General features: G+C 52.5%; 17 protein-coding genes. 11 read left to right on the top strand and 6 right to left on the bottom strand.

The window, feature by feature from the left end:
* Positions 1 to 60 precede the first annotated feature (60 nt).
* The 7 genes from hisD (at position 61) to hisI (ending at position 6,853) form a co-directional block, all read left to right on the top strand.
* Positions 61 to 1,401: a histidinol dehydrogenase gene (gene hisD / locus Psch_RS16795; RefSeq protein WP_134218019.1), complete on the top strand. Its 1,341-nt coding sequence runs from the start codon at positions 61 to 63 to the stop codon at positions 1,399 to 1,401.
* Between the two features lie 385 nt (positions 1,402 to 1,786).
* Positions 1,787 to 2,860, top strand: a complete 1,074-nt coding sequence (gene hisC / locus Psch_RS16800) for a histidinol-phosphate transaminase (RefSeq protein ID WP_134217973.1) — start codon at positions 1,787 to 1,789, stop codon at positions 2,858 to 2,860.
* 183 nt (positions 2,861 to 3,043) lie between these two features.
* A complete protein-coding gene (gene hisB, locus Psch_RS16805) occupies positions 3,044 to 3,631 on the top strand; it encodes an imidazoleglycerol-phosphate dehydratase HisB (RefSeq protein ID WP_190258993.1) in 588 nt (195 codons plus the stop codon).
* 152 nt (positions 3,632 to 3,783) lie between these two features.
* Complete coding sequence (hisH, locus tag Psch_RS16810; protein WP_134217971.1) at positions 3,784 to 4,398, top strand: imidazole glycerol phosphate synthase subunit HisH; 615 nt, start codon at positions 3,784 to 3,786, stop codon at positions 4,396 to 4,398.
* On the top strand, positions 4,389 to 5,126 hold the full coding sequence (hisA, locus tag Psch_RS16815) for a 1-(5-phosphoribosyl)-5-[(5-phosphoribosylamino)methylideneamino]imidazole-4-carboxamide isomerase (protein ID WP_134217970.1): 738 nt from the start codon (positions 4,389 to 4,391) through the stop codon (positions 5,124 to 5,126). The genes hisH and hisA overlap by 10 nt, the downstream gene beginning before the upstream one ends.
* A gap of 4 nt (positions 5,127 to 5,130) precedes the next feature.
* A complete protein-coding gene (gene hisF, locus Psch_RS16820; RefSeq protein WP_190258994.1) occupies positions 5,131 to 5,889 on the top strand; it encodes an imidazole glycerol phosphate synthase subunit HisF in 759 nt (252 codons plus the stop codon).
* A 565-nt stretch (positions 5,890 to 6,454) separates the two neighbouring features.
* Positions 6,455 to 6,853, top strand: a complete 399-nt coding sequence (gene hisI / locus Psch_RS16825; protein ID WP_134217968.1) for a phosphoribosyl-AMP cyclohydrolase — start codon at positions 6,455 to 6,457, stop codon at positions 6,851 to 6,853.
* A gap of 266 nt (positions 6,854 to 7,119) precedes the next feature.
* On the opposite strand, the gene Psch_RS16830 is transcribed toward hisI, so the two are convergent.
* From Psch_RS16830 to aroF, 6 genes are read right to left on the bottom strand one after another with little or no spacing between them, the layout of a single operon-like run.
* Positions 7,120 to 8,262, bottom strand: a complete 1,143-nt coding sequence (locus tag Psch_RS16830) for a bifunctional chorismate mutase/prephenate dehydratase (protein WP_134217967.1) — start codon at positions 8,260 to 8,262, stop codon at positions 7,120 to 7,122.
* A 21-nt stretch (positions 8,263 to 8,283) separates the two neighbouring features.
* Complete coding sequence (locus Psch_RS21745; RefSeq protein WP_134217966.1) at positions 8,284 to 8,376, bottom strand: chorismate synthase; 93 nt, start codon at positions 8,374 to 8,376, stop codon at positions 8,284 to 8,286.
* Positions 8,366 to 9,631, bottom strand: coding sequence for a 3-phosphoshikimate 1-carboxyvinyltransferase (aroA, locus tag Psch_RS16840; RefSeq protein WP_134217965.1), 1,266 nt, complete (start codon positions 9,629 to 9,631; stop codon positions 8,366 to 8,368). The genes Psch_RS21745 and aroA overlap by 11 nt, the downstream gene beginning before the upstream one ends.
* Before the next feature lies 1 nt (position 9,632).
* Positions 9,633 to 10,697, bottom strand: a complete 1,065-nt coding sequence (gene aroB, locus Psch_RS16845; RefSeq protein WP_190258995.1) for a 3-dehydroquinate synthase — start codon at positions 10,695 to 10,697, stop codon at positions 9,633 to 9,635.
* Positions 10,678 to 11,553: a prephenate dehydrogenase gene (locus Psch_RS16850; protein WP_134217963.1), complete on the bottom strand. Its 876-nt coding sequence runs from the start codon at positions 11,551 to 11,553 to the stop codon at positions 10,678 to 10,680. The genes aroB and Psch_RS16850 overlap by 20 nt, the downstream gene beginning before the upstream one ends.
* A 30-nt stretch (positions 11,554 to 11,583) precedes the next feature.
* Positions 11,584 to 12,588 carry a 3-deoxy-7-phosphoheptulonate synthase gene (aroF, locus tag Psch_RS16855; RefSeq protein WP_134217962.1) on the bottom strand — a complete coding sequence of 335 codons (1,005 nt, stop codon included), beginning with the start codon at positions 12,586 to 12,588 and terminating at the stop codon, positions 11,584 to 11,586.
* Positions 12,589 to 13,079: 491 nt separating this feature from the next.
* Between aroF and pcrA the strand changes: the two genes are divergently transcribed.
* The 4 genes from pcrA to ligA all read left to right on the top strand — a co-directional run bounded on the left by pcrA (position 13,080) and on the right by ligA (position 18,729).
* A complete protein-coding gene (pcrA, locus tag Psch_RS16860) occupies positions 13,080 to 15,248 on the top strand; it encodes a DNA helicase PcrA (protein WP_134217961.1) in 2,169 nt (722 codons plus the stop codon).
* 119 nt (positions 15,249 to 15,367) lie between these two features.
* Positions 15,368 to 15,529 (top strand): hypothetical protein, encoded by a 162-nt coding sequence (locus Psch_RS16865; RefSeq protein WP_190258996.1) that lies wholly within the window; start codon positions 15,368 to 15,370, stop codon positions 15,527 to 15,529.
* 114 nt (positions 15,530 to 15,643) lie between these two features.
* Positions 15,644 to 16,513, top strand: coding sequence for a lipid II flippase Amj family protein (locus Psch_RS16870; protein WP_134217960.1), 870 nt, complete (start codon positions 15,644 to 15,646; stop codon positions 16,511 to 16,513).
* A gap of 206 nt (positions 16,514 to 16,719) precedes the next feature.
* Complete coding sequence (gene ligA, locus Psch_RS16875) at positions 16,720 to 18,729, top strand: NAD-dependent DNA ligase LigA (protein ID WP_190258997.1); 2,010 nt, start codon at positions 16,720 to 16,722, stop codon at positions 18,727 to 18,729.
* Positions 18,730 to 18,833: the final 104 nt, after the last annotated feature.

The following is an 18,833-nucleotide window of genomic DNA, read 5'->3' on the forward strand; positions in this document are numbered from 1 at the left end:
GATGATGTAACCACTTTAAACCATTCGTTTGTTTTCTGGGAGTGAAGAAAATTGGAACCGTTGATTAAAATTTTTGAAGCTGATGAACCGGTTCTCGAAAAAATACTGCGCAGAAAAGCCCTTGACCAAAGTGCAACAGCGGCTGTGGTCGCGGAAGTCCTCTCAGCTGTGCGAGGTGACGGTGACGCTGCAGTGTGCGCGTTAACCGCCCGCTTTGGCGGGCCTGAACTGCGACCGGACCAGCTAAGGGTTAATGATGAAGAAATTAAGGCTGCGTACGGCCTGGTGGAGGAAAATTTTCTGAGTTCCCTCCGCCTGGCAATCAAAAACATTACCGCCTATCATCAAAAACAGCAGGCCAATTCCTGGTTCAAAACTGATGAAAATGGGGCTATTCTGGGACAGTTGGTCAGACCGTTGCGCCGGGTCGGGATTTACGTGCCGGGCGGCAAGGCGTCCTATCCTTCCTCGGTGCTGATGAACGCAATACCGGCCAAAGTTGCCGGTGTGCGGGAAATTGCCATGGTTTCGCCCCCCGCTTCCGACGGTTCAATGAACCCCTATACTCTTGTGGCGGCTGCCGAGGTGGGTATAAGCGAAATATACAAAGCCGGTGGCGCCCAGGCAGTGGCGGCCCTGGCTTACGGCACGGCATCCATTCCAAGAGTCGACAAGATCACAGGCCCCGGAAATATTTACGTTACATTGGCCAAACAGCAGGTCTACGGCCAGGTGGATATCGATATGCTGGCCGGACCCAGCGAGGTGCTGATCATTGCCGACGAAACGGCAGATCCGGGCTATGTCGCCGCAGACCTTTTGTCCCAGGCGGAACACGATGAAAGGGCCTCCGCCATATTGCTCACCCCCAGCCGCGAACTGGCGGGCAAAGTCCAGGAGCAGGTGGCCGGGCAGGCCGGCCGGCTCGGACGCTACGAAATCATCACGCATTCCCTTGCTGACTATGGGGCGATTGTAATCACGGGTGATATTGACCAGGCTTTTGACCTGGCCAACCAGGCTGCGCCGGAACACCTGGAGTTAATGCTGGCCGAACCCTTCCGCTGGCTTTTCAAGGTGGAAAATGCCGGCGCTGTATTTATGGGACATTACTCGCCTGAGCCGGTGGGGGATTACCTGGCCGGACCCAACCATATCCTGCCGACCGGCGGTACGGCAAGGTTCTACTCGCCACTGGGTGTCGATGCCTTTTTGAAAAGGACCAGCTTGATTGCTTATAATGAGCCTGCTCTGGAACAGGTAGGGGCCGACGTAATCAATCTCGCCGGTGTGGAAGGACTCTCCGCCCATGCCAACGCGGTAAGGATCAGGATGAAAAATTGTTCGAAAGAAAGAGGAGGTTTTAAACAGCTACAGAATACCAAATTGAGGGAAGATTAACAAAAACCGTTGATACGAACACCTGTTCTATGGTGGTATAGTAACAGGAGGTGGTAACGGTGTATGAATACTGAGCCAGTATAAGTGAAAGGAAAAAGGTTTCTTAGCAGTCACTTCCGATGACGCGTCGCAAAGACACGCTGTGAAAGTCGGGCGCGGAGGTTAGAACAACCAGGCGGTGGGTAACACCCCCTTCCGGGCAGGACGGATACCAGAAAGGTGACGGCGGCATAAGCCACCCGGAATGCAAGCGAAAGCTTGCAGCTAAGCAGTTGAATCCTGTGACACTGCCTCCCGTTAGTCGGCGGGAGAGAAAGTTAATCAATCTGGATTATCTTGTATAAATCAGATTTGTTTAGCTTTCAGAAACCAGGCTGTTCATAGAATGACTACTGTATTTAACGCGGCGTCACTGGTACGGGAAGAATTAAAAGGCCTGCTTCCCTATCAAGCGCCTTACTACCCGTCTGTGCTTAAACTTGACGCCAACGAAAACCCGTATCCATTTCCGCAAGCTGTGATGAAGGAGATTTACCGGGAAACGGCGTCGGCCGGTTTCAGCCGCTACCCCGATCCAATGGCCGTGGAATTGCGGGAGAGCCTGGCTGCTTACACCGGAGTAAACCCGGAAAACATTATGGTAGGCAATGGTTCAGATGAACTTATTCTGGACTTGATGCTGACTTTCGGTACCGGGGCGAAATTTGTCGTGGCCTCGCCTTCCTTTGTGATGTACGGGATACAGGGACAAATCGCCTCCTCGACCAGGCTGGACGTTCCCCGGCGAAGCGACTTCCGCCTTGATGTGGCGGCGATGCAAAAGGCCGCGGCTGAGCCGGAGGTGAAACTGGTTGTCATCTGCACACCGAACAACCCGACCGGGACCGCCACCCCGCGGCAGGAGATTGAGGCCATCCTGGCAAGCACCGGCGCGCTAGTGGTGGTTGACGAAGCCTACGGGGAATTTGGCGGGGAGTCCTGCATACCGCTCTTAAGCCGCTATCCGAATTTAATCATACTAAAGACTTTTTCCAAGGCCTTCGGCCTGGCCGGGCTGAGGGTAGGCTACCTCCTGGCCGGCGCTTCGATTATTAATGAGTTGTTGAGGGTGAAACAACCTTTCAATTTAAACGCTTTTTCCCAGATTGCCGCGCGGGTGGTCATGAAAAACCTCGATCCTTTCCGGGAAAGGATCGGGACCATCTTAAAGGAAAGAGACCGCCTGCATGCCGAGCTCTCGGCTGTCCCAGGTGTGGAGACCTTTCCTACTGAGGCCAACTTTATTTTATTCAGGACTGCCCTGCCGGCCGCCCAGGTTTACCAGGGGCTGCTTGAACGAGGTGTGCTGGTGCGCAATGTGGACAGCCCTAGCCTTCCCCGCTGTCTCAGGGTTTCAGTGGGTAAGCCGGAGGAGAACACAACATTCCTTGCCGGTATGCGGGAAATCCTGGCTGGATAAGGGGTGTAGGTGCGATTTCAATCGTACAACGGCGCTCGCGCCGGACTTGTGTGGCTAACGGGGATTCGCTCTGTGGGCTGAACAGCTGTACAGTTATTTTCAAGGAAGCAAAAGAACCGTCCCCCTGCTTCCTCCCCCTGCTTCCTTAAAAGAGGCTGTTAATAAGATAAAGAGGTGATACAAATGTCCGAACCACGCGAGAGTTTAGTCAACCGCAAAACGCTGGAAACGGAAGTCAACATTTCTTTCAGCCTGGACGGCGAAGGGGTTTACTTCGTCAATACGGGACAGCCGTTCTTTGACCACATGCTGGAGCTATTCTGCAAGCACTCCTCGTTTAACATGGAGTTGACCGCACGTGGCGACCTGGCGGTGGATGGTCACCATACCGTTGAGGACGTGGGACTCTGCCTGGGTTTGGCCATCAAGCGGGCTCTGGGTGAAAAACACGGCATAAAACGCTACGGCTATGCCATAATTCCCATGGATGAGGCGCTGGCCATGGTTGCCGTGGACCTTTCCGGGCGGGGTTTTCTGGCCTTTGACGCGCCCATGCCGGCGGCGCGGGTAGGAGAATTTGAAACCGAGCTGGTTCAGGAATTTTTCAGGGCTCTGGCCGTCAGCGGTGAATTCACACTGCATATCCGGCTTCTGGCGGGGACCAACACCCACCACATCATTGAGGCCATTTTTAAGGGCTTGGCCCGTGTTCTTAAGGACGCCACTACCTATGTCGGCGGGGGCATTCCCTCCACCAAGGGTGAACTTTAAGACGTATTGCCCTAAAGATCAAAAAGTGGGGTTAACCAGGGTATTGTGAAGTAAATGCCTGGCCGGGAATGGCGCCGGTACGATCGCCGTTTTTGATTGGTTACGGTCTTATATTTCCGTGTCCTCTACCGGGAAGAATTGCAGGGGGAAACATGATTGCTATTATTGATTACGGGATGGGAAACTTAAGGAGCGTCCAGAAGGGCTTTGAGAAAATGGGCGTTGAAGCTGTCGTGACCGGAAAACCGCAACAGGTGGTCCAGGCCGCCGGGGTGGTTTTACCCGGGGTGGGGGCCTTTGCCGACGCTATGACCAATTTGCGTTCGTCAGGAATGGACGAGGCCGTCCACCGGGCGGTTGAGGCCGGGAAACCTTTTCTGGGTATCTGTCTGGGGCAGCAGCTGCTCTTTGACGCCAGTGAGGAATGGGGCCTGACCAGGGGGCTGGGTATTTTCCGGGGCCGGGTCCGGCGCCTGCCGGACGGGTTGAAGGTACCCCACATGGGGTGGAACCAGGCCGAAATTCAACGGGCCGACCCGCTTCTGGAGGGTATTCCCCAAGCGTCTTCTTTCTACTTCGTGCACTCCTATTATGTTGATCCGGAGGAGCAAGCGGTTGTCTTGACCAGGACCGAATACGGGGTTCGCTTTGCTTCCATCGTCGGGAGGGAAAACGTTTACGGGATCCAGTTTCACCCCGAAAAAAGCAGCGGGATAGGCTTAAGGATCCTAGAAAATTTCGGGAGGATGGTTAAAAAATGTTGCTGATCCCAGCTATTGACCTGCGGGAAGGGAAGTGCGTCCGCCTGGTGGAGGGACGACTCGATAAGGAAACCGTTTATTCAGATGACCCGTCCGCTATGGCCGCCCTCTGGCAGGACCAGGGCGCCCGTATGCTGCACGTGGTGGACCTGGACGGCGCTTTTGCCGGCGCTCCCAAAAACCTTGACGTCTTAAAGGAGATACTGTCCGCTGTTGATATTCCCGTTCAGGTGGGCGGGGGCATTCGCAGCATGGAGACCATCGAGAGCCTTTTGGGCATGGGTGTAGCCAGGGTTATTCTGGGTACGGTAGCCATTGTGGACCCTGAACTGGTGTCAGAAGCCTGCGGCAGGTACGGCGAGGCCGTCCTGGTGGGTATCGACGGGCGCAACGGGCAGGTCGCCATTGAAGGCTGGGGGCTGACGGTTGAAAAAGGAACAGTTGAACTCGCCCTGGACATGAAAAATTTGGGTGTAAAGCGTGTGGTCTTTACCGACATCAGGCGGGACGGAAAGCTGCAGGGACCCAACCTCGAGGCGACCGGACAGTTGGCGAAAGAAACCGGCTTAAAGGTAGTTGCTTCCGGCGGTGTTTCCACCCTCAATGACCTGCGGGCAATTCGAGCTATGGAGAGCCTGGGTGTTGACGCAGTGATCATGGGCAAGGCCCTTTACTCCGGAGCCATAGACCTGAGGGAAGCTCTGGCTGTGGCGGAAGGAAAGGAAGTAGGGTAGGGCTATGCTTCTCAAAAGGATCATCCCCTGCCTTGATGTCACCGGCGGCAGGGTGGTTAAAGGAACCAATTTCATAAACTTGCGGGATGCCGGGGATCCCGTCGAGCTTGCCGCTTTTTACGACCGGGAAGGCGCCGACGAGTTGATTTTCCTTGATATCACCGCTTCCTCCGATGGTCGCAAGACTACCCTGGATATGGTTTACCGCACCGCCGGAGAGGTCTTTATTCCTTTTACCGTCGGCGGCGGGATCAGCACCCTGGAGGATATCCGGGCCATGCTCAGTGCCGGGGCCGATAAGGTATCGATGAATACGGCCGCGGTTAAGAAGCCGGAATTGGTGGCCGAAGCCGCAGCACGGTTTGGCAGCCAGTGCATCGTGGTGGCTATCGACGCGCGGCAGTGCGGGCCGGAAAGCTGGGAAGTATACATACATGGCGGTCGCACGCCCACCGGTATTGACGCCGTGGCCTGGGCGCGGCGGGTGGAAAAACTGGGCGCGGGGGAAATTATGCTCACCAGCATGGACCGGGACGGGACCAAGGACGGTTATGACCTGCCCCTGACCAGGACCATTGTCAGGGCGTTGAATATCCCGGTAATTGCCTCCGGCGGAGTGGGTAATCTCGAGCATGTGGCCGCGGGGGTGACTGAAGGAGAAGCCGACGCCGCCCTGGCCGCTTCAATTTTCCACTTTGGCGAGTACTCCATCCGGGAAACCAAGCAATACCTGCACTCCCAAGGCATCCCCGTGCGTATTTAGACGTGGGACGTGGGAAATGAGAACGTGAGGAATGCAGGTGCGAATTCATTCGCACAAATGTAACATTGACCTCAACAAGTGCGGCGCAAACGCGCCGTTGTGCGATTGAAATGGCGCCTATTCTATTGCAATGGAGGAATGAAACAGCTACAGAATAACTGAATAAATTGAGATAAGAATAACAAAAACCGTTGATGCAAACACCTGTTCTGTAGTAGTATAGTAACAGGAGGTGGTAACGGTGTATGAATACTGAGTCAATATAAGTGAAAGAGAGAAGGTTTCTTAGCAGTCACTTCCGATGATGCGTCGCAAAGACACGCTGTGAAAGTCGGGCGCAGAGGTTAGAACAACTAGGCGGTGGGTAACACCCCCTTCCGGGCAGAACGGATACCAGAAAGGTGACGGCGGCATAAGCCACCCGGAATGCAAGCGAAAGCTTGCAGCTCAGCAGTTGAATCCTGTTACGCTGCCTCCCGTTAGTCGGCGGGAGAGAAATCTAAATATTTCTGGATTATCTTGCATAAATCAGATATGTTTAGCTTTCAGAAACCAGGAAGATCGATTGTCATTCGACGTAAGCAGCTTAAAATATGATCAGGCGGGACTGATTCCCGCCATAGTCCAGGACGCGGCCAGCGGCGTGGTCTTAATGATGGCCTATATGAACCGTGAAGCGGTTGCAAAGACCCTGGCCACCGGTGAGACCTGGTTCTGGAGCCGCAGCCGGCAGGAGTTCTGGCACAAGGGGGAGACCTCGGGCAACGTCCAGAAGGTGCGGGAAATTTTGTACGACTGCGATCGGGATTCTCTTGTGGTGAAAGTGGAGCAAAAGGGCGCCGCCTGCCACGAGGGCTATTTCACCTGTTTTCACTACCGGGTGGAGCAGGACGGTAATGTAACAGTAGTCGGAGAGAAAATGTTCGACCCGGACCAGGTTTACGGCAGAAAACAGCGGGGTTAGAAAAAGGAAGCAAGGGAAGAAGCAAGGGGACGGTTCTTTTGCTTCCCTTAAAATACTGTATAGCTGTTCAGCCCGCAGAGCGAATCTCAAAAAAGGTGCGAGTTCATTCGTACAAATGCAACACAGCCACACAAGTCCGGCGCCGGCGCGCCGTGTGCGATTGAAATCGCAGTCACATCACCTGGTGTTTTGATCATACGTGGCGCCGCCGGCGGCATGGGCAACTGCCCTGCGGATGCGATTTCATCCCAATCAAACCTGACTGCTTAAAATATTTCGCTGTAACTCCCCAAAAAAATAAATTTACTCAGACTGTTTTCCAGCTCACAGAGCAAATTCACTGTTTCGGTCAAGTAAATGGAAGCGTCGAAATCGAAGTAGAACATGAACTCAAAATCTTTTCCGATAACCGGACGGCTTTCAAGCTTGGTCAGATTGAGCCCGAGCGATGAAAATTTTGAAAGCAGTGTGCAAAGCGATCCCGGCTTATGGGGGAGCGATAGCAAGATGCTGATTTTGTTTGCTCCGGGATAGATTTTCATATCTTTGGAGATACAGATAAAACGGGTATAGTTGTTATCCCGGTTTTGGACGTTGTTTGTCAAAATGTCAAGGTCATAAAGCTCTGCACAGGTTTCAGATGATATCGCAGCAAGATCGGAACGGCTTGACTCAGCGACGTATTTTGCTGCGGCGGCCGTGTTGCTGAACAATGTAACCTTGATTTGCGGGTTGGCTTTCAAGAATTCGCTGCATTGGCCGATGGCCTGTTCATGCGAAACAATTTCTTTAATATCATCGAAAACTACGCTTTTTTTGGCGAGCAAGGCGTGATTAATTCTCAGCCTAATACTGCGGACAATATGAAATTTATGTTTCTCCATCAAGTCATATACGGCGATCACCGTACCTGCCAAACTATTTTCAACCGGTAATAAACCGTACTCGCACATCCCTTTTTCTACTGCCTGGAAAACAGATTCAAAATCATTAAAAAACATCAGAGTCGGTAGTGAGAAAAGTTTTTCGCAGGCTTGTTGGGAATAGGAACCTTCTGTCCCCTGGCAGGCGACATTTGCTTTTGAAGGAAATTGCCTGGCCAGTTCGCAGGTCGCTGCTTTAATGTCCTGCGCCAGCTGAGAGTTGTGCGACAAAAGCTGATTTTGGTAGCTTTTGCTCAGGTCGAACAGGGTATTAAACAGCCTCTTTGCATATGTTTCCATTTTCTCTCCGGAAATTTCTGCAACGCGGTTTAAAACCTCGCGTTCCCGCTCATTGTCTAAAACAGGAAAATTGTTTTGTATTTTATACTTTGAAATCCTGGCGATTGCATCCATCCGTTTGGTAAACAACTGAACCAACTCTAAATCAATTTGACTGAGTTCTTCTCTCAATTCTTTGATATCCATTTTTTGGCCTCCCAACACGTTTTAAATCACTATTATAGCCTCAACACAGGGAACCGCACGTGGCGCGATACAAGGGTCGTGTCGCCCCTTGATGGAAATCGTATCAAATGACATCTGCAATTCCTCCAAGCCTTTTGAAGTGATCAAAAAATTGTGGATAGGATTTATCTACCGCCTCCGCCCCCTCAATGATCAGCTCGCTTTCGCAAAGCGCTGCAGCGATCGCCATTGACATCACGATGCGATGGTCTCCAAATCCCTGCACAACTCCGCCGCGTAAAGGTTTGCCCCCGCGGATGAGCAGCGCGTCCTCCCTCTCGGTAACATCGGCGCCCACCTGTGACAGGCTTTGCGCAATTGCCGCAAGTCGATCGCTTTCTTTGATCCGCAGGCGTTTGGCGTTGTAGATGACTGTTGTTCCGGCTGCCGCTGTCGCCACCACTGCCATAACAGGGATTAAATCGGGGATTTCGGCCGCGTCAATACGCAGAGCCTTGAGTGGTTTTCCGGTTGCGTAAGCGGTATCTTTAAAAAAAGACACATTGGCGTCAAAACCGCGCAGCAGGTTGATGATCTCTTTATCCCCTTGCCATGAGTCTTGCGCAAGGCCGCCGCATAGGATCTCATTGCCTTGCAAGCAACCTGCGCAAATCCAGAATGCCGCGTTGGACCAATCCCCCTCGACACTAAGATGTTGAGGCGAGCGGTATTTTTGTCCGCCTTTGATTTGATAGCCGTGCGCATGCTCTTCGATGGCGATGCTGAATTTCTTGAGAGTCGCGATGGTCATTTGGACATACCCTTTTGATTCCAACTGCGATGCGAGAACAATGCGGCTGTCTTTTTCCAACAGCGGCAAAGCCAACAGCAGTCCGGTGATAAACTGTGAGCTTACATCGCCGGGCAGGGTATAACGCCCTCCTGTCAATCTGCCGCGAACAGTCAGCGGCAGCCCTGCCCTGTCAAAATGGCAGCCGTGGTTTTCCAGTTGCTCCACCAGCGGTTGGAGCGGGCGCTGCGGCAGTCTGCCCTGTCCCGAGAAAGTTGCCGGGACGCCCAGCGCCGCCGCGACAGGGAGCAGAAAACGCAGTGTCGCGCCGCTTTCGCCGCAATCAAGGCTGGCAAAATCACCAGTATTGCCCCAAACGGGCGAGATATTTAAAAACCCCGGCGCATCGTGATCTATCTTCGCTCCAAGCGACCTCACACATTCCATTGTGGCCTGGATATCCCGGGAGGAGGAGCCAAGCCGGACAACCGTGGGCTGATCTGCCAGAGCAGCTGCAATCAAAATGCGATGGGCGTCTGATTTTGAGGGGATTGCTTCAACCCTGCCCCGCAAAGCCGACGGCGTGATGCGAATGTTCATTTTACGGCTCCTTTCCCATACCCTGCCGGATGAAATCAGGCAGGGCAGACACCGGCATTTTATAGAGAACACATTGACCGATTTTTTGGGGAATGACAAGGGTAATGCTGTCCTGGCGACGTTTTTTATCACGCAAAGCAACCCCGGCCAGCTGCTCGGCGGTAAAAGGAGAGGAAACAGGCAGATGGTTGGCTGCCAGGCAGGCTTTAATGAGCCCGGAACAGTCTGTTTCGGAAAGCCCCAGCCGCCAGGCCGCAGCGCTGATAAGCGCCATGCCGATGGCTACGGCATAGCCGTGCGTGATTGAATAGCCGCTGCAATGCTCAACGGCGTGTCCTATGGTGTGTCCGAAATTGAGCAGTTGGCGATCCCCGTTATCGAATTCGTCCCGCATGACCAGATCACGCTTAATGCTGATACATTGTTCAATACTGTCTTCCAGGTCACAATGCGCATTTCCGCCCGCCAGTTTGTCAAACAGCTTTGGGGACGCTATCACGCCGTATTTTATGGCTTCAGCTACGCCTTCGGCGAAAACGGTCTCCGGTAATGTGGAAAAGGTTGCGGGGTCGCAGAGCACGAAGCTGGGTTGGTAAAAAGTGCCCGCGAGATTTTTGCCTGCGGCGAGATTGATTGCCGTTTTACCGCCAACCGAGGCGTCAATTGCCGCCAAAAAGGTGGTTGGAATTTGCACCAGACGAATCCCGCGCAGGTAAACGGAAGCAGCAAAACCGGCCACATCTCCGGTCACCCCGCCCCCCAAAGCCACGACAAGATCGGTCTTGGTCAGCTGCCGCTGCGCGAAAAATTCAAGAATTTGACCGAAAACAGCAAGATTTTTCGAGCTTTCTCCGTTATGTAATACAAATTTCACGACATTAAAACCTGCCTGCCGCAAAGATTCGCAGAGCGCTTCCGCGTATAGTGAATCGACAATACTGTCGGTCACAATCGCAGCCGTGCAGGCGGGGACTCTTTTTAATATTTCCTTTCCTGCCTTATGCAGGCTTTTGTTTTCGATAAGAATGTCATAACTCCTGGATGCGTTAACGGTCACTGTTTTCATGGAAGCTCCCCATCCCGTATGAATAGTCGATAGACTCTTTCATTATTCTTCCGTCCTGCAGCAGTTTTTCAACGCTACCCCGGTTGCCGGATTTTAAAGCGTCGCTATACTCGACAAGCCGTTCGATCAAACCGTCAAGCTCGCCTATAAGATTTTCTTTATTCTCAAAGAAAAGCTCGGTCCACATTTTTTCGTGCAGCTTTGCCACTCTGGTCATATCCTGGTAGCTGCCTGCCGAAAAACCTTTGTGCTTATGCGCCAGGCTGCTTTTGACATAGGCGCTGGAAACCACATGCGCCAATTGGGAGGTGTATGCGATCATCTGGTCATGCTCTGCGGGAGAGCAAAGGGTGATGTTTGAGAATCCCAGGCTCAGCCAAAATTTTTTCATGGCTTCAATGAGCCCCAGAGGCGTTGCGCTGAAGTAAGGAGTCATAATCATGGAGGCATTATGAAACAGGCGCGTGCAAGAGTGTTTAAATCCGGAAAATTCCTTGCCGGCCATTGGGTGGCAACCGATAAAGACAAAATCATTTTTAGCTGCGGGATCCTGCAGGGCGTCACAAACCATTTGCTTAACCCCGCAGCAGTCACATACGACACTTCCCTTTTTAAAGCTGCCGGCGTGCGCTTGTATGTAATTGATTGTGTCATTTGGATAAAGCGCCACAATAACCATGTCGCATTGCGGCAGGAGCTCGTCGCTCAACACCTCGTCTATTGCCTCCATTAGTTTCGCCAGGCAAATCACCGATTCCTGGATATCTGTGCCAAACACTTTGTGATCCGTGTTTTGTTTGATTGATTTGGCTATTGATCCGCCAATCAATCCAAGACCGACAATCCCGATATTCATTGTTCACTCTCCTCATCAAAAGCAGACTTTTCACTGCGCAAAAGGTAAAACATTGCGGACTTCATTGGCCAAATGAGCAAAAGCATCCGGTGTCAGCGATTGCGCTCCGTCGCAAAGGGCTTTGCTTGGGTCATTGTGGACTTCAATCATAAGTCCGTTCGCTCCCACAACGGTTGAAGCAAGCGCCAGCGGCTTTACCAGTGCGGAGATACCCGCCGCATGACTCGGATCGACAATGATGGGCAGGTGTGTTTTACTGCGCAGCACAGGTATCGCTGAAATATCAAGGGTGTTTCTTGTCGCGGTTTCAAAGGTGCGGATGCCTCTTTCACACAGAATTACATTTTCATTTCCGCCGGCCATGATATATTCCGCGCTCATCAGCAGTTCTTCCAGCGTGTTTGCCAGGCCGCGCTTTAAAAGGATTGGTTTTTTAATCATGCCGAGTTCTTTAAGCAGTTCAAAGTTTTGCATGTTTCTGGCGCCGACCTGAATCACATCTACCTTTTCAAAAAGCGGCAGGTGTGAAATATTCATGATTTCCGTCACAATGGGCAGCCCGGTCATCTCTTTTGCTTCGAGCAGCAGTTCAATTCCCTCGGCGTGCATACCTTGGAAAGAGTAAGGTGAGGTGCGAGGCTTAAAAGCGCCGCCGCGCAGCATAGATGCTCCGGATGCTTTAACGCTTTGCGCAACAGAACAAATTTGTTCACGCGACTCTACTGAGCACGGGCCTGCAATGATTTGAAAATTATCTCCGCCGATTTTGACACCGTTGACATCAACCACAGTATCATCGGTGTGAAACTTGCGGTTTGCTTTTTTATACGGCTCCAGAATCCTTTTAACATCCTCAACGATTTCCAGCGATTTGATCAGACCAATATCAACGACACTGGTATCACCAATCAAGCCGATGATCGTCTGGTGTTTTCCAACTGAACAATGCGTGCTGATGCCCAGGCTTTTTAGCCAGGCAACAAGAGGTTCCAGCTGCTTTTGGACCGGTTTGTTGTTCTTCAGTATGACAATCATGTTTTTTCTCTCCTTAATTTCTTAATAAAAAAGGGTCCAGCGTGAATTTGCATTTCACTGCTGAACCCTTTGGTATCAATTTAGACACTGTGCTTCGTTCTAAATCAAATATCGATACCTGCTTGCAGTGAAACTCAAATTAACCTTACCCCAAAAAGAAGTAAAGTAAAAATAAAAGTATTCCGCTGCAAACAATAGCTTTGTCATTTTCAGCACTCCTCGAATATTGTGTTTGATAGTAGCATAATGAAGCGCGTTTGTCAACAGAAAAGTATTTGGAAAAAAATGTTTTTCAGCTTTCTCTCCGAAGATCCCACCCGGTAAAACCATCTGACAGGGGAGGCTTTCGACGCGGCTGTTGAGGTGGTTATACGGGCGGTTTCTGCTTGGGACTTTTTCCTGGCGTTGCCGGACATGAAGGATTTGCACATCTTTATTAGAATCTTTATTATTATATAGAGATTACATTAAAAGATTAAGCGGAGGAATGAATGGATTTATTATCCCAGCTGAACCCTGACCAGAGAGAGGCCGTGGTTTACGGCGACGGCCCGCTTTTGGTGCTGGCCGGGGCAGGCAGCGGCAAGACCAAAGTATTGACCAGCCGGGTAGCCTACCTTCTACAGGAGATGAGGGTATCTCCCCGCCAGATTTTAGCTATCACCTTTACCAACAAGGCAGCCCAGGAGATGAAGGGCCGCGTTGCGGAACTCGCGCCGGAGGCGGCCCGCGACCTCTGGATTTGCACCTTTCATGCCGCCTGCCTGCGCATCTTAAGGCGGCAGGTCGAATTTTACGGGCGTGACCGCAATTTTGTGATCTACGACACCGATGACCAGCTGACCCTGGTAAAGGAATGCATGAAAGATCTGGCCCTGGATGATAAAAAGTTCCCGCCCAGAGCGGTAGCCGCAGTGATATCCCAGGCCAAGAACCAGCTATACAGCCCGGTCGACTTCGAGCAGCGCGCCTATGATATCTTAAGCCGTAACGCTGCGAGTGTTTATCATCGCTACCAGGAAAAAATACGCCAGAACAACGCTGTTGATTTCGACGACCTGATATTTCTGACCGTACGGCTTTTTAGAGACTATCCGCAAGTCCTTTCCTACTATCAGGAACGGTTCCGCCACATCCTGGTGGATGAATACCAGGATACCAACCATGCCCAATATGTCCTGGTCAACTTACTGGCTAAAACCAGCCGTAATTTGTTCGTGGTGGGCGACCCCGACCAGGGGATTTACAGCTGGCGGGGAGCTGATATTAAAAACATCATGAGTTTTGAGCGTGACTACCCCGAGGCAAAGGTAATCAAGCTGGAGCAAAATTACCGTTCTACCTCCGCCATCCTGGATGCGGCCAACCACCTGATCCGGAACAACTCCAACCGCAAGGAAAAACGGCTCTGGACTGCAGCCGGGCCGGGGGCCCCCCTGGTAAACTATTTTGGGGAACACGAACATGCCGAGGCTGATTTTGTGGTCAGCCGCATCATACGTTTAAAGGAACTTGAAAACCGTAAATACGGGGACTTTGCCGTCTTCTACCGTACCCATGCCCAGTCGCGTGTATTTGAAGATATCCTCGTCAGGGCGGGTATACCATATATCATCATCGGCGGTCAGAAATTCTACGAGCGCAAGGAAATTAAGGACATCCTGGCCTACCTGAGGCTAATCCTCAATCAGTTCGACGCGATAAGCCTGGCTAGAGTTGTCAATGTGCCCAGGCGCGGCATCGGGCAGGCTTCCTTAAGCAAAATAATAGCATTTGCCGGGGAAAAGGGTATCAGTCCGGTTGAGGCTATGGCCGGCGCGGCAGGAGTAGCCGGCCTGACAGTCAAAGCCCGGGCTGCCGGCGCCGCCTTGGGAGAGTTCATCCAGCGGCTGGCGGAGGAATCGATAAACTTAACGGTTACCGAACTGGCCCGGACCGTCATGGAAGAGACCGGTTACCGCCAGGAGCTCGTGGCCGAAGACACGGTGGAGTCCCGCACCAGGTTGGAATACCTGGATGAATTCCTCTCCGCCACCGGAGAGTTTGACCGGCTGGCTGAGGAAAAGGATTTGAGAAGTTTCCTGGAAAACATAGCCCTGGTCACGGACATGGATAATTTGGACGAGGAAATAGACCGCGTTTCTTTGATGACGCTGCACAGCGCCAAAGGCCTGGAGTTCCCTGTGGTATTCGTGACCGGTCTGGAGGAAGGAGTGTTTCCCCACAGCCGTTCGCTCCTGGATCCCGGTGAAATGGAGGAAGAGCGCAGGCTTTGCTATGTGGGTCTAACCAGAGCCAGGGAAAGGCTTTATCTTACCCACTGCTGGAAGCGGACTTTGTACGGGGCGGAGCGGTATAACAAGCCTTCCCGCTTTCTGGAAGAGATCCCTCCTCACCTTATGGAGGGTGACGATGCTCTGTCCGGACCCGGGAAAAGTAAATCCTCCAGGCCGGCGCCAGTAAGGGATTTCCGCGAAAGAAGTCCCCAGGCGCTGGAAGCGTTCGTGCTGGGGGACAAAGTGAAGCACAGCAAGTGGGGCGTCGGTGTTATTGTCGGGATCCAGGGGGAGGGCGTGAATGCCGAGTTTAAAGTAGCCTTCCCGGACCAGGGTATCAAGCTGTTGCTGGCCAAGTACGCCCCGCTTGAGCGGGCCAACTAGGGCAACAGTAAAAGAACGGGGCTGCCAGGTGAACGCAGCCTGGCACAAAACCTGCCGGATGCGTACGAACAACACATTCGGAGTTACGGTAACCTTGGGGGGGAGGTATCTGTAGCAGAGTGGGAAAAATACCAGGTGTTATTTTTGGCATACTAACAATTTGCGGCGTGATCTTTGTCCTTGCTGCAGACGGACGGGCGAATGCGGGGTATGCAGTAATTCCCATGATTTTTTACCTGGCGTTTGTTACCTTGGCCCGAAACAAGCGAAAAGACAATTAAGCCTTATGGCTCAGCGTATTAAAAAGATCCTTGGCTGATAACTACGAACAGCTTATTGCGTTTCTGGTAATACTTATATATATTACCTAAAGTTAAGCAACCTTTGGAGGCAGTATGGAGCGACTCCTGGCTGTCGCTGTGTTGACGGCGATTATTCACCTGATAAATACACTGATTTATGCGGTTCGCATCTCGGGAGTACGTACCCAGCGGTTGGCCACCGCTTTTTCCCTTTTCAACGTAATCTTTCTGCTGGCCAGCACCGCCAACAGCATTCAGGGCTTTTTATTGGCGTCCATAGTGGAAAAAGCAATCAAGACCGCCCAAACACAAGCAGGTATCTCTGTCCTTGAACAGCTGGTACATCACCCTGCCTATCAGGTCCAACTATCCGTTATTGATCACAATATCCGCCTGGTCATCGCGGCCGCGACTCTGGGTACATTAATCGGAGCGGCCTTGATTCCGGCATTCGTGAATATTTTTACCAGGGCTATCTATCTTTTTGAGGAAACAGGTTCGGTGCCGAGGATGCTGGGGATGGTCATCTTTTCTCCCCGCCGGGTCTTTGGACTGGCCGGGGAGATGCGCCTGCCCGGGAAAAAAACTTTTAAGCTGGCGGCCGTCAGGCGCCTGGCCATTCCCAAAATGTTTCTGATCCTTAATTTCTTTGTAACCGGTATATACACTACCGGGGTCCTCTCCGCGCTCTTTGCCGGAGCGCTTTTCCCTGATTTCCGGGCAGCAGCCGCAACGCTTTCGGCAGTCGTGAACGGTCTTGCCACTATCCTGTCGGCAACGGTGGTGGACCCCACCGCGGCGGCTATCACCGACCAGGCCTTACGTGGGGAGCGCAGCGAGGACGACGTCAAGCAAATGGCTCTCTACCTGTCCATCACCAGGCTTTTGGGCACCGGTTTCGCCCAGCTGATCTTTGTCCCGTCCGCCTACTTCATCAAATATATGGCGTCATTGCTGGCGTAAACAGGACAATGCGCCCGGAAATAAGGGCGCACTCCATAATGAAGTTACCAAATCCCTGATAAGGGGCGCTATTATATTGCCTTGTAATCTTTTTCGATTTCAATAACTTGATTGTTCTATGCAGGTAAGAGTATAAACTGTTTAATATTTATTCATATCTGCATTTCTCACGTCCCACGTCCCAAACAACAGGAGGTGTCAGGCAGATGACGCAGTCTCTCGAGCAGGCCCGGGAGAGGGCGGAGGCTCTGCGCAGCGAACTTGAAGCGCATAACTACCGTTATTATGTATTGGACGAGCCCACCATTACCGACTTCGAATACGATCAGATGATACGGGAACTTGAGGAACTGGAAAAACAGTATCCGTCTCTGGCTACACCCTATTCGCCCACGCAGCGTGTCGGGGGGCGCCCGAAGGAAGGATTTTCAACTGTCCGCCACTTGACCCAGATGCTCAGCCTGGCCAATGCCTTCAACGGAGGCGAGTTGCAGGATTTCGACCGCCGGGTCAGGCAGACCTTACCTGGCGAAACAGTGGAATATGTGGTGGAGCAAAAAATTGACGGGCTGGCCGTCTCTCTCTATTACGAAAACGGGGTTTTTGTGCGGGGAGCCACGCGCGGAGATGGAGAAACCGGTGAGGATATCACGGAGAACTTGAAGACCATCCGCAGCGTGCCCCTGCGCCTGCGCCGGCCGCTCCCGGCCCTGGAGGTCAGGGGCGAAGCTTATATGCCCAAAGAAGCTTTTGCCCGGCTCAACGAAGCCAGGGACGAAACCGGTGAGCCTCTTTTCGCCAACCCCCGTAACGCTGCGGCGGGCACGCTGCGGCAGCTTGACCCGAAAATAACCGCTTCACGCCATCTGGCCCTGTTTGCCTATGAGATTGGCTACAACAGCGATCTTGACCTGCAAGAGCATGTCAAGACGCTTGAATTGCTGCAGGAGCTGGGTTTTAAGGTTGCCCAGGGGTATCAAGTCTTCAGCGCCATTGATGAAGTTGTGGAGTACTGCCAGACGTGGCATAACAAACGCTTTAACCTCACTTACGCAGTGGACGGGATGGTGCTCAAGGTCAACTCCCTGTCCCAACGGCAAATGCTTGGGGCAACAATGAAAAGCCCGCGCTGGGCTATTGCCTATAAGTTTCCTCCGGAACAGGCCGTCAGTGTCGTTAAGAATATTTTTGTACGGGTCGGGCGCACAGGAGTGCTCACCCCCGGCGCTGAACTCGAACCTGTAAAGCTTGCCGGCACTACCGTGACCAGAGCTACCCTGCATAACGAGGATATTATCAAAGAAAAGGATATCCGGGTCGGCGATCACGTGTTGGTGCAAAAAGCGGGGGACATTATCCCTGAAGTGCTTGCCGTGCTAACGCAGGAAAGGACGGGGCAGGAAACGCCCTGGAGCATGCCCGCCCAGTGCCCTTCCTGCGGCTCCCAGGTAGAACGGGCGCAAGGGGAGTCGGCTGTCCGTTGCCCCAACATGGCCTGTCCGGCCAAGCTATGGGAGGAACTGATCCACTTTGTCTCCCGCAACGCCATGGATATTGCCGGGTTGGGACCCGCGGTTACCGGCCAACTGCTGGCTGCCGGACTGGTGCATGACCCGGCCGACCTGTATGCCCTCCGCTATGATGATCTGGTGAAAATTGAACGTATGGGATCTAAATCCGCCCAAAACCTCCTGGAGGCTATCGACGCCAGCAGGGCCAATCCTCTGTCCAGGCTTATTTTTGCCCTGGGCATCCGCCATGTGGGCGAACGAGCCGCTAAAATCCTGGCCGAACGTTATGAGTCGCTGCAGGCGCTGATGGAAGCGCGGCAGGAGGAACTTACGGAGATTCCTGAAATCGGGCCGAAAATCGCCGCCAGCATCGTCTCTTTCTTTGAGAGCGTTCAGAACCGTCAGGTGGTTGACAAGCTGATCCAGGCCGGGGTTAACACAGCTTCCGAGAAAGATGACCAGGCCGGAGAAAAACCGCTGGCCGGAAAGGTCTTTGTAATCACGGGGACCCTGGAGGATTTCACCCGGCAGGCAGCCGGGGAACTGATCGAAAAGCTGGGAGGAAAAGTTACCTCCAGCGTCAGCCGCAGCACCGACTACGTGGTGGTAGGAGAAAAACCGGGTTCAAAATATGACAAGGCGGTTGCGCTGGGCGTGACCATACTGAGTGAAGAGGAATTCAAAGAGCTAACTGCCGGAGATTGACCAATACTGCCGGGGCGGGCAATATCCCGCCCATTATTAATATTTTTTTAATCAGATAGTCCTTGATGCTTTTATTGATGAATAAAATTCTATAGTTTGTGTAC

Origin of the sequence: Pelotomaculum schinkii, from assembly GCF_004369205.1 — a bacterium.
Classification (GTDB): Bacteria; Bacillota; Desulfotomaculia; order Desulfotomaculales; family Pelotomaculaceae; genus Pelotomaculum_C; species Pelotomaculum_C schinkii.

Coding starts and splice junctions, on each gene's coding strand:
- hisC (WP_134217973.1), top strand. CDS start 1,787: ATGACTACTGTATTTAACGCGGCGTCACTGGTACGGGAAGAATTAAAA.
- hisB (WP_190258993.1), top strand. CDS start 3,044: ATGTCCGAACCACGCGAGAGTTTAGTCAACCGCAAAACGCTGGAAACG.
- hisH (WP_134217971.1), top strand. CDS start 3,784: ATGATTGCTATTATTGATTACGGGATGGGAAACTTAAGGAGCGTCCAG.
- hisA (WP_134217970.1), top strand. CDS start 4,389: ATGTTGCTGATCCCAGCTATTGACCTGCGGGAAGGGAAGTGCGTCCGC.
- hisF (WP_190258994.1), top strand. CDS start 5,131: ATGCTTCTCAAAAGGATCATCCCCTGCCTTGATGTCACCGGCGGCAGG.
- Psch_RS16830 (WP_134217967.1), bottom strand. CDS start 8,262: ATGGATATCAAAGAATTGAGAGAAGAACTCAGTCAAATTGATTTAGAG.
- Psch_RS21745 (WP_134217966.1), bottom strand. CDS start 8,376: ATGTCATTTGATACGATTTCCATCAAGGGGCGACACGACCCTTGTATC.
- aroA (WP_134217965.1), bottom strand. CDS start 9,631: ATGAACATTCGCATCACGCCGTCGGCTTTGCGGGGCAGGGTTGAAGCA.
- aroB (WP_190258995.1), bottom strand. CDS start 10,697: ATGAAAACAGTGACCGTTAACGCATCCAGGAGTTATGACATTCTTATC.
- Psch_RS16850 (WP_134217963.1), bottom strand. CDS start 11,553: ATGAATATCGGGATTGTCGGTCTTGGATTGATTGGCGGATCAATAGCC.
- aroF (WP_134217962.1), bottom strand. CDS start 12,588: ATGATTGTCATACTGAAGAACAACAAACCGGTCCAAAAGCAGCTGGAA.
- pcrA (WP_134217961.1), top strand. CDS start 13,080: ATGGATTTATTATCCCAGCTGAACCCTGACCAGAGAGAGGCCGTGGTT.
- Psch_RS16870 (WP_134217960.1), top strand. CDS start 15,644: ATGGAGCGACTCCTGGCTGTCGCTGTGTTGACGGCGATTATTCACCTG.
- ligA (WP_190258997.1), top strand. CDS start 16,720: ATGACGCAGTCTCTCGAGCAGGCCCGGGAGAGGGCGGAGGCTCTGCGC.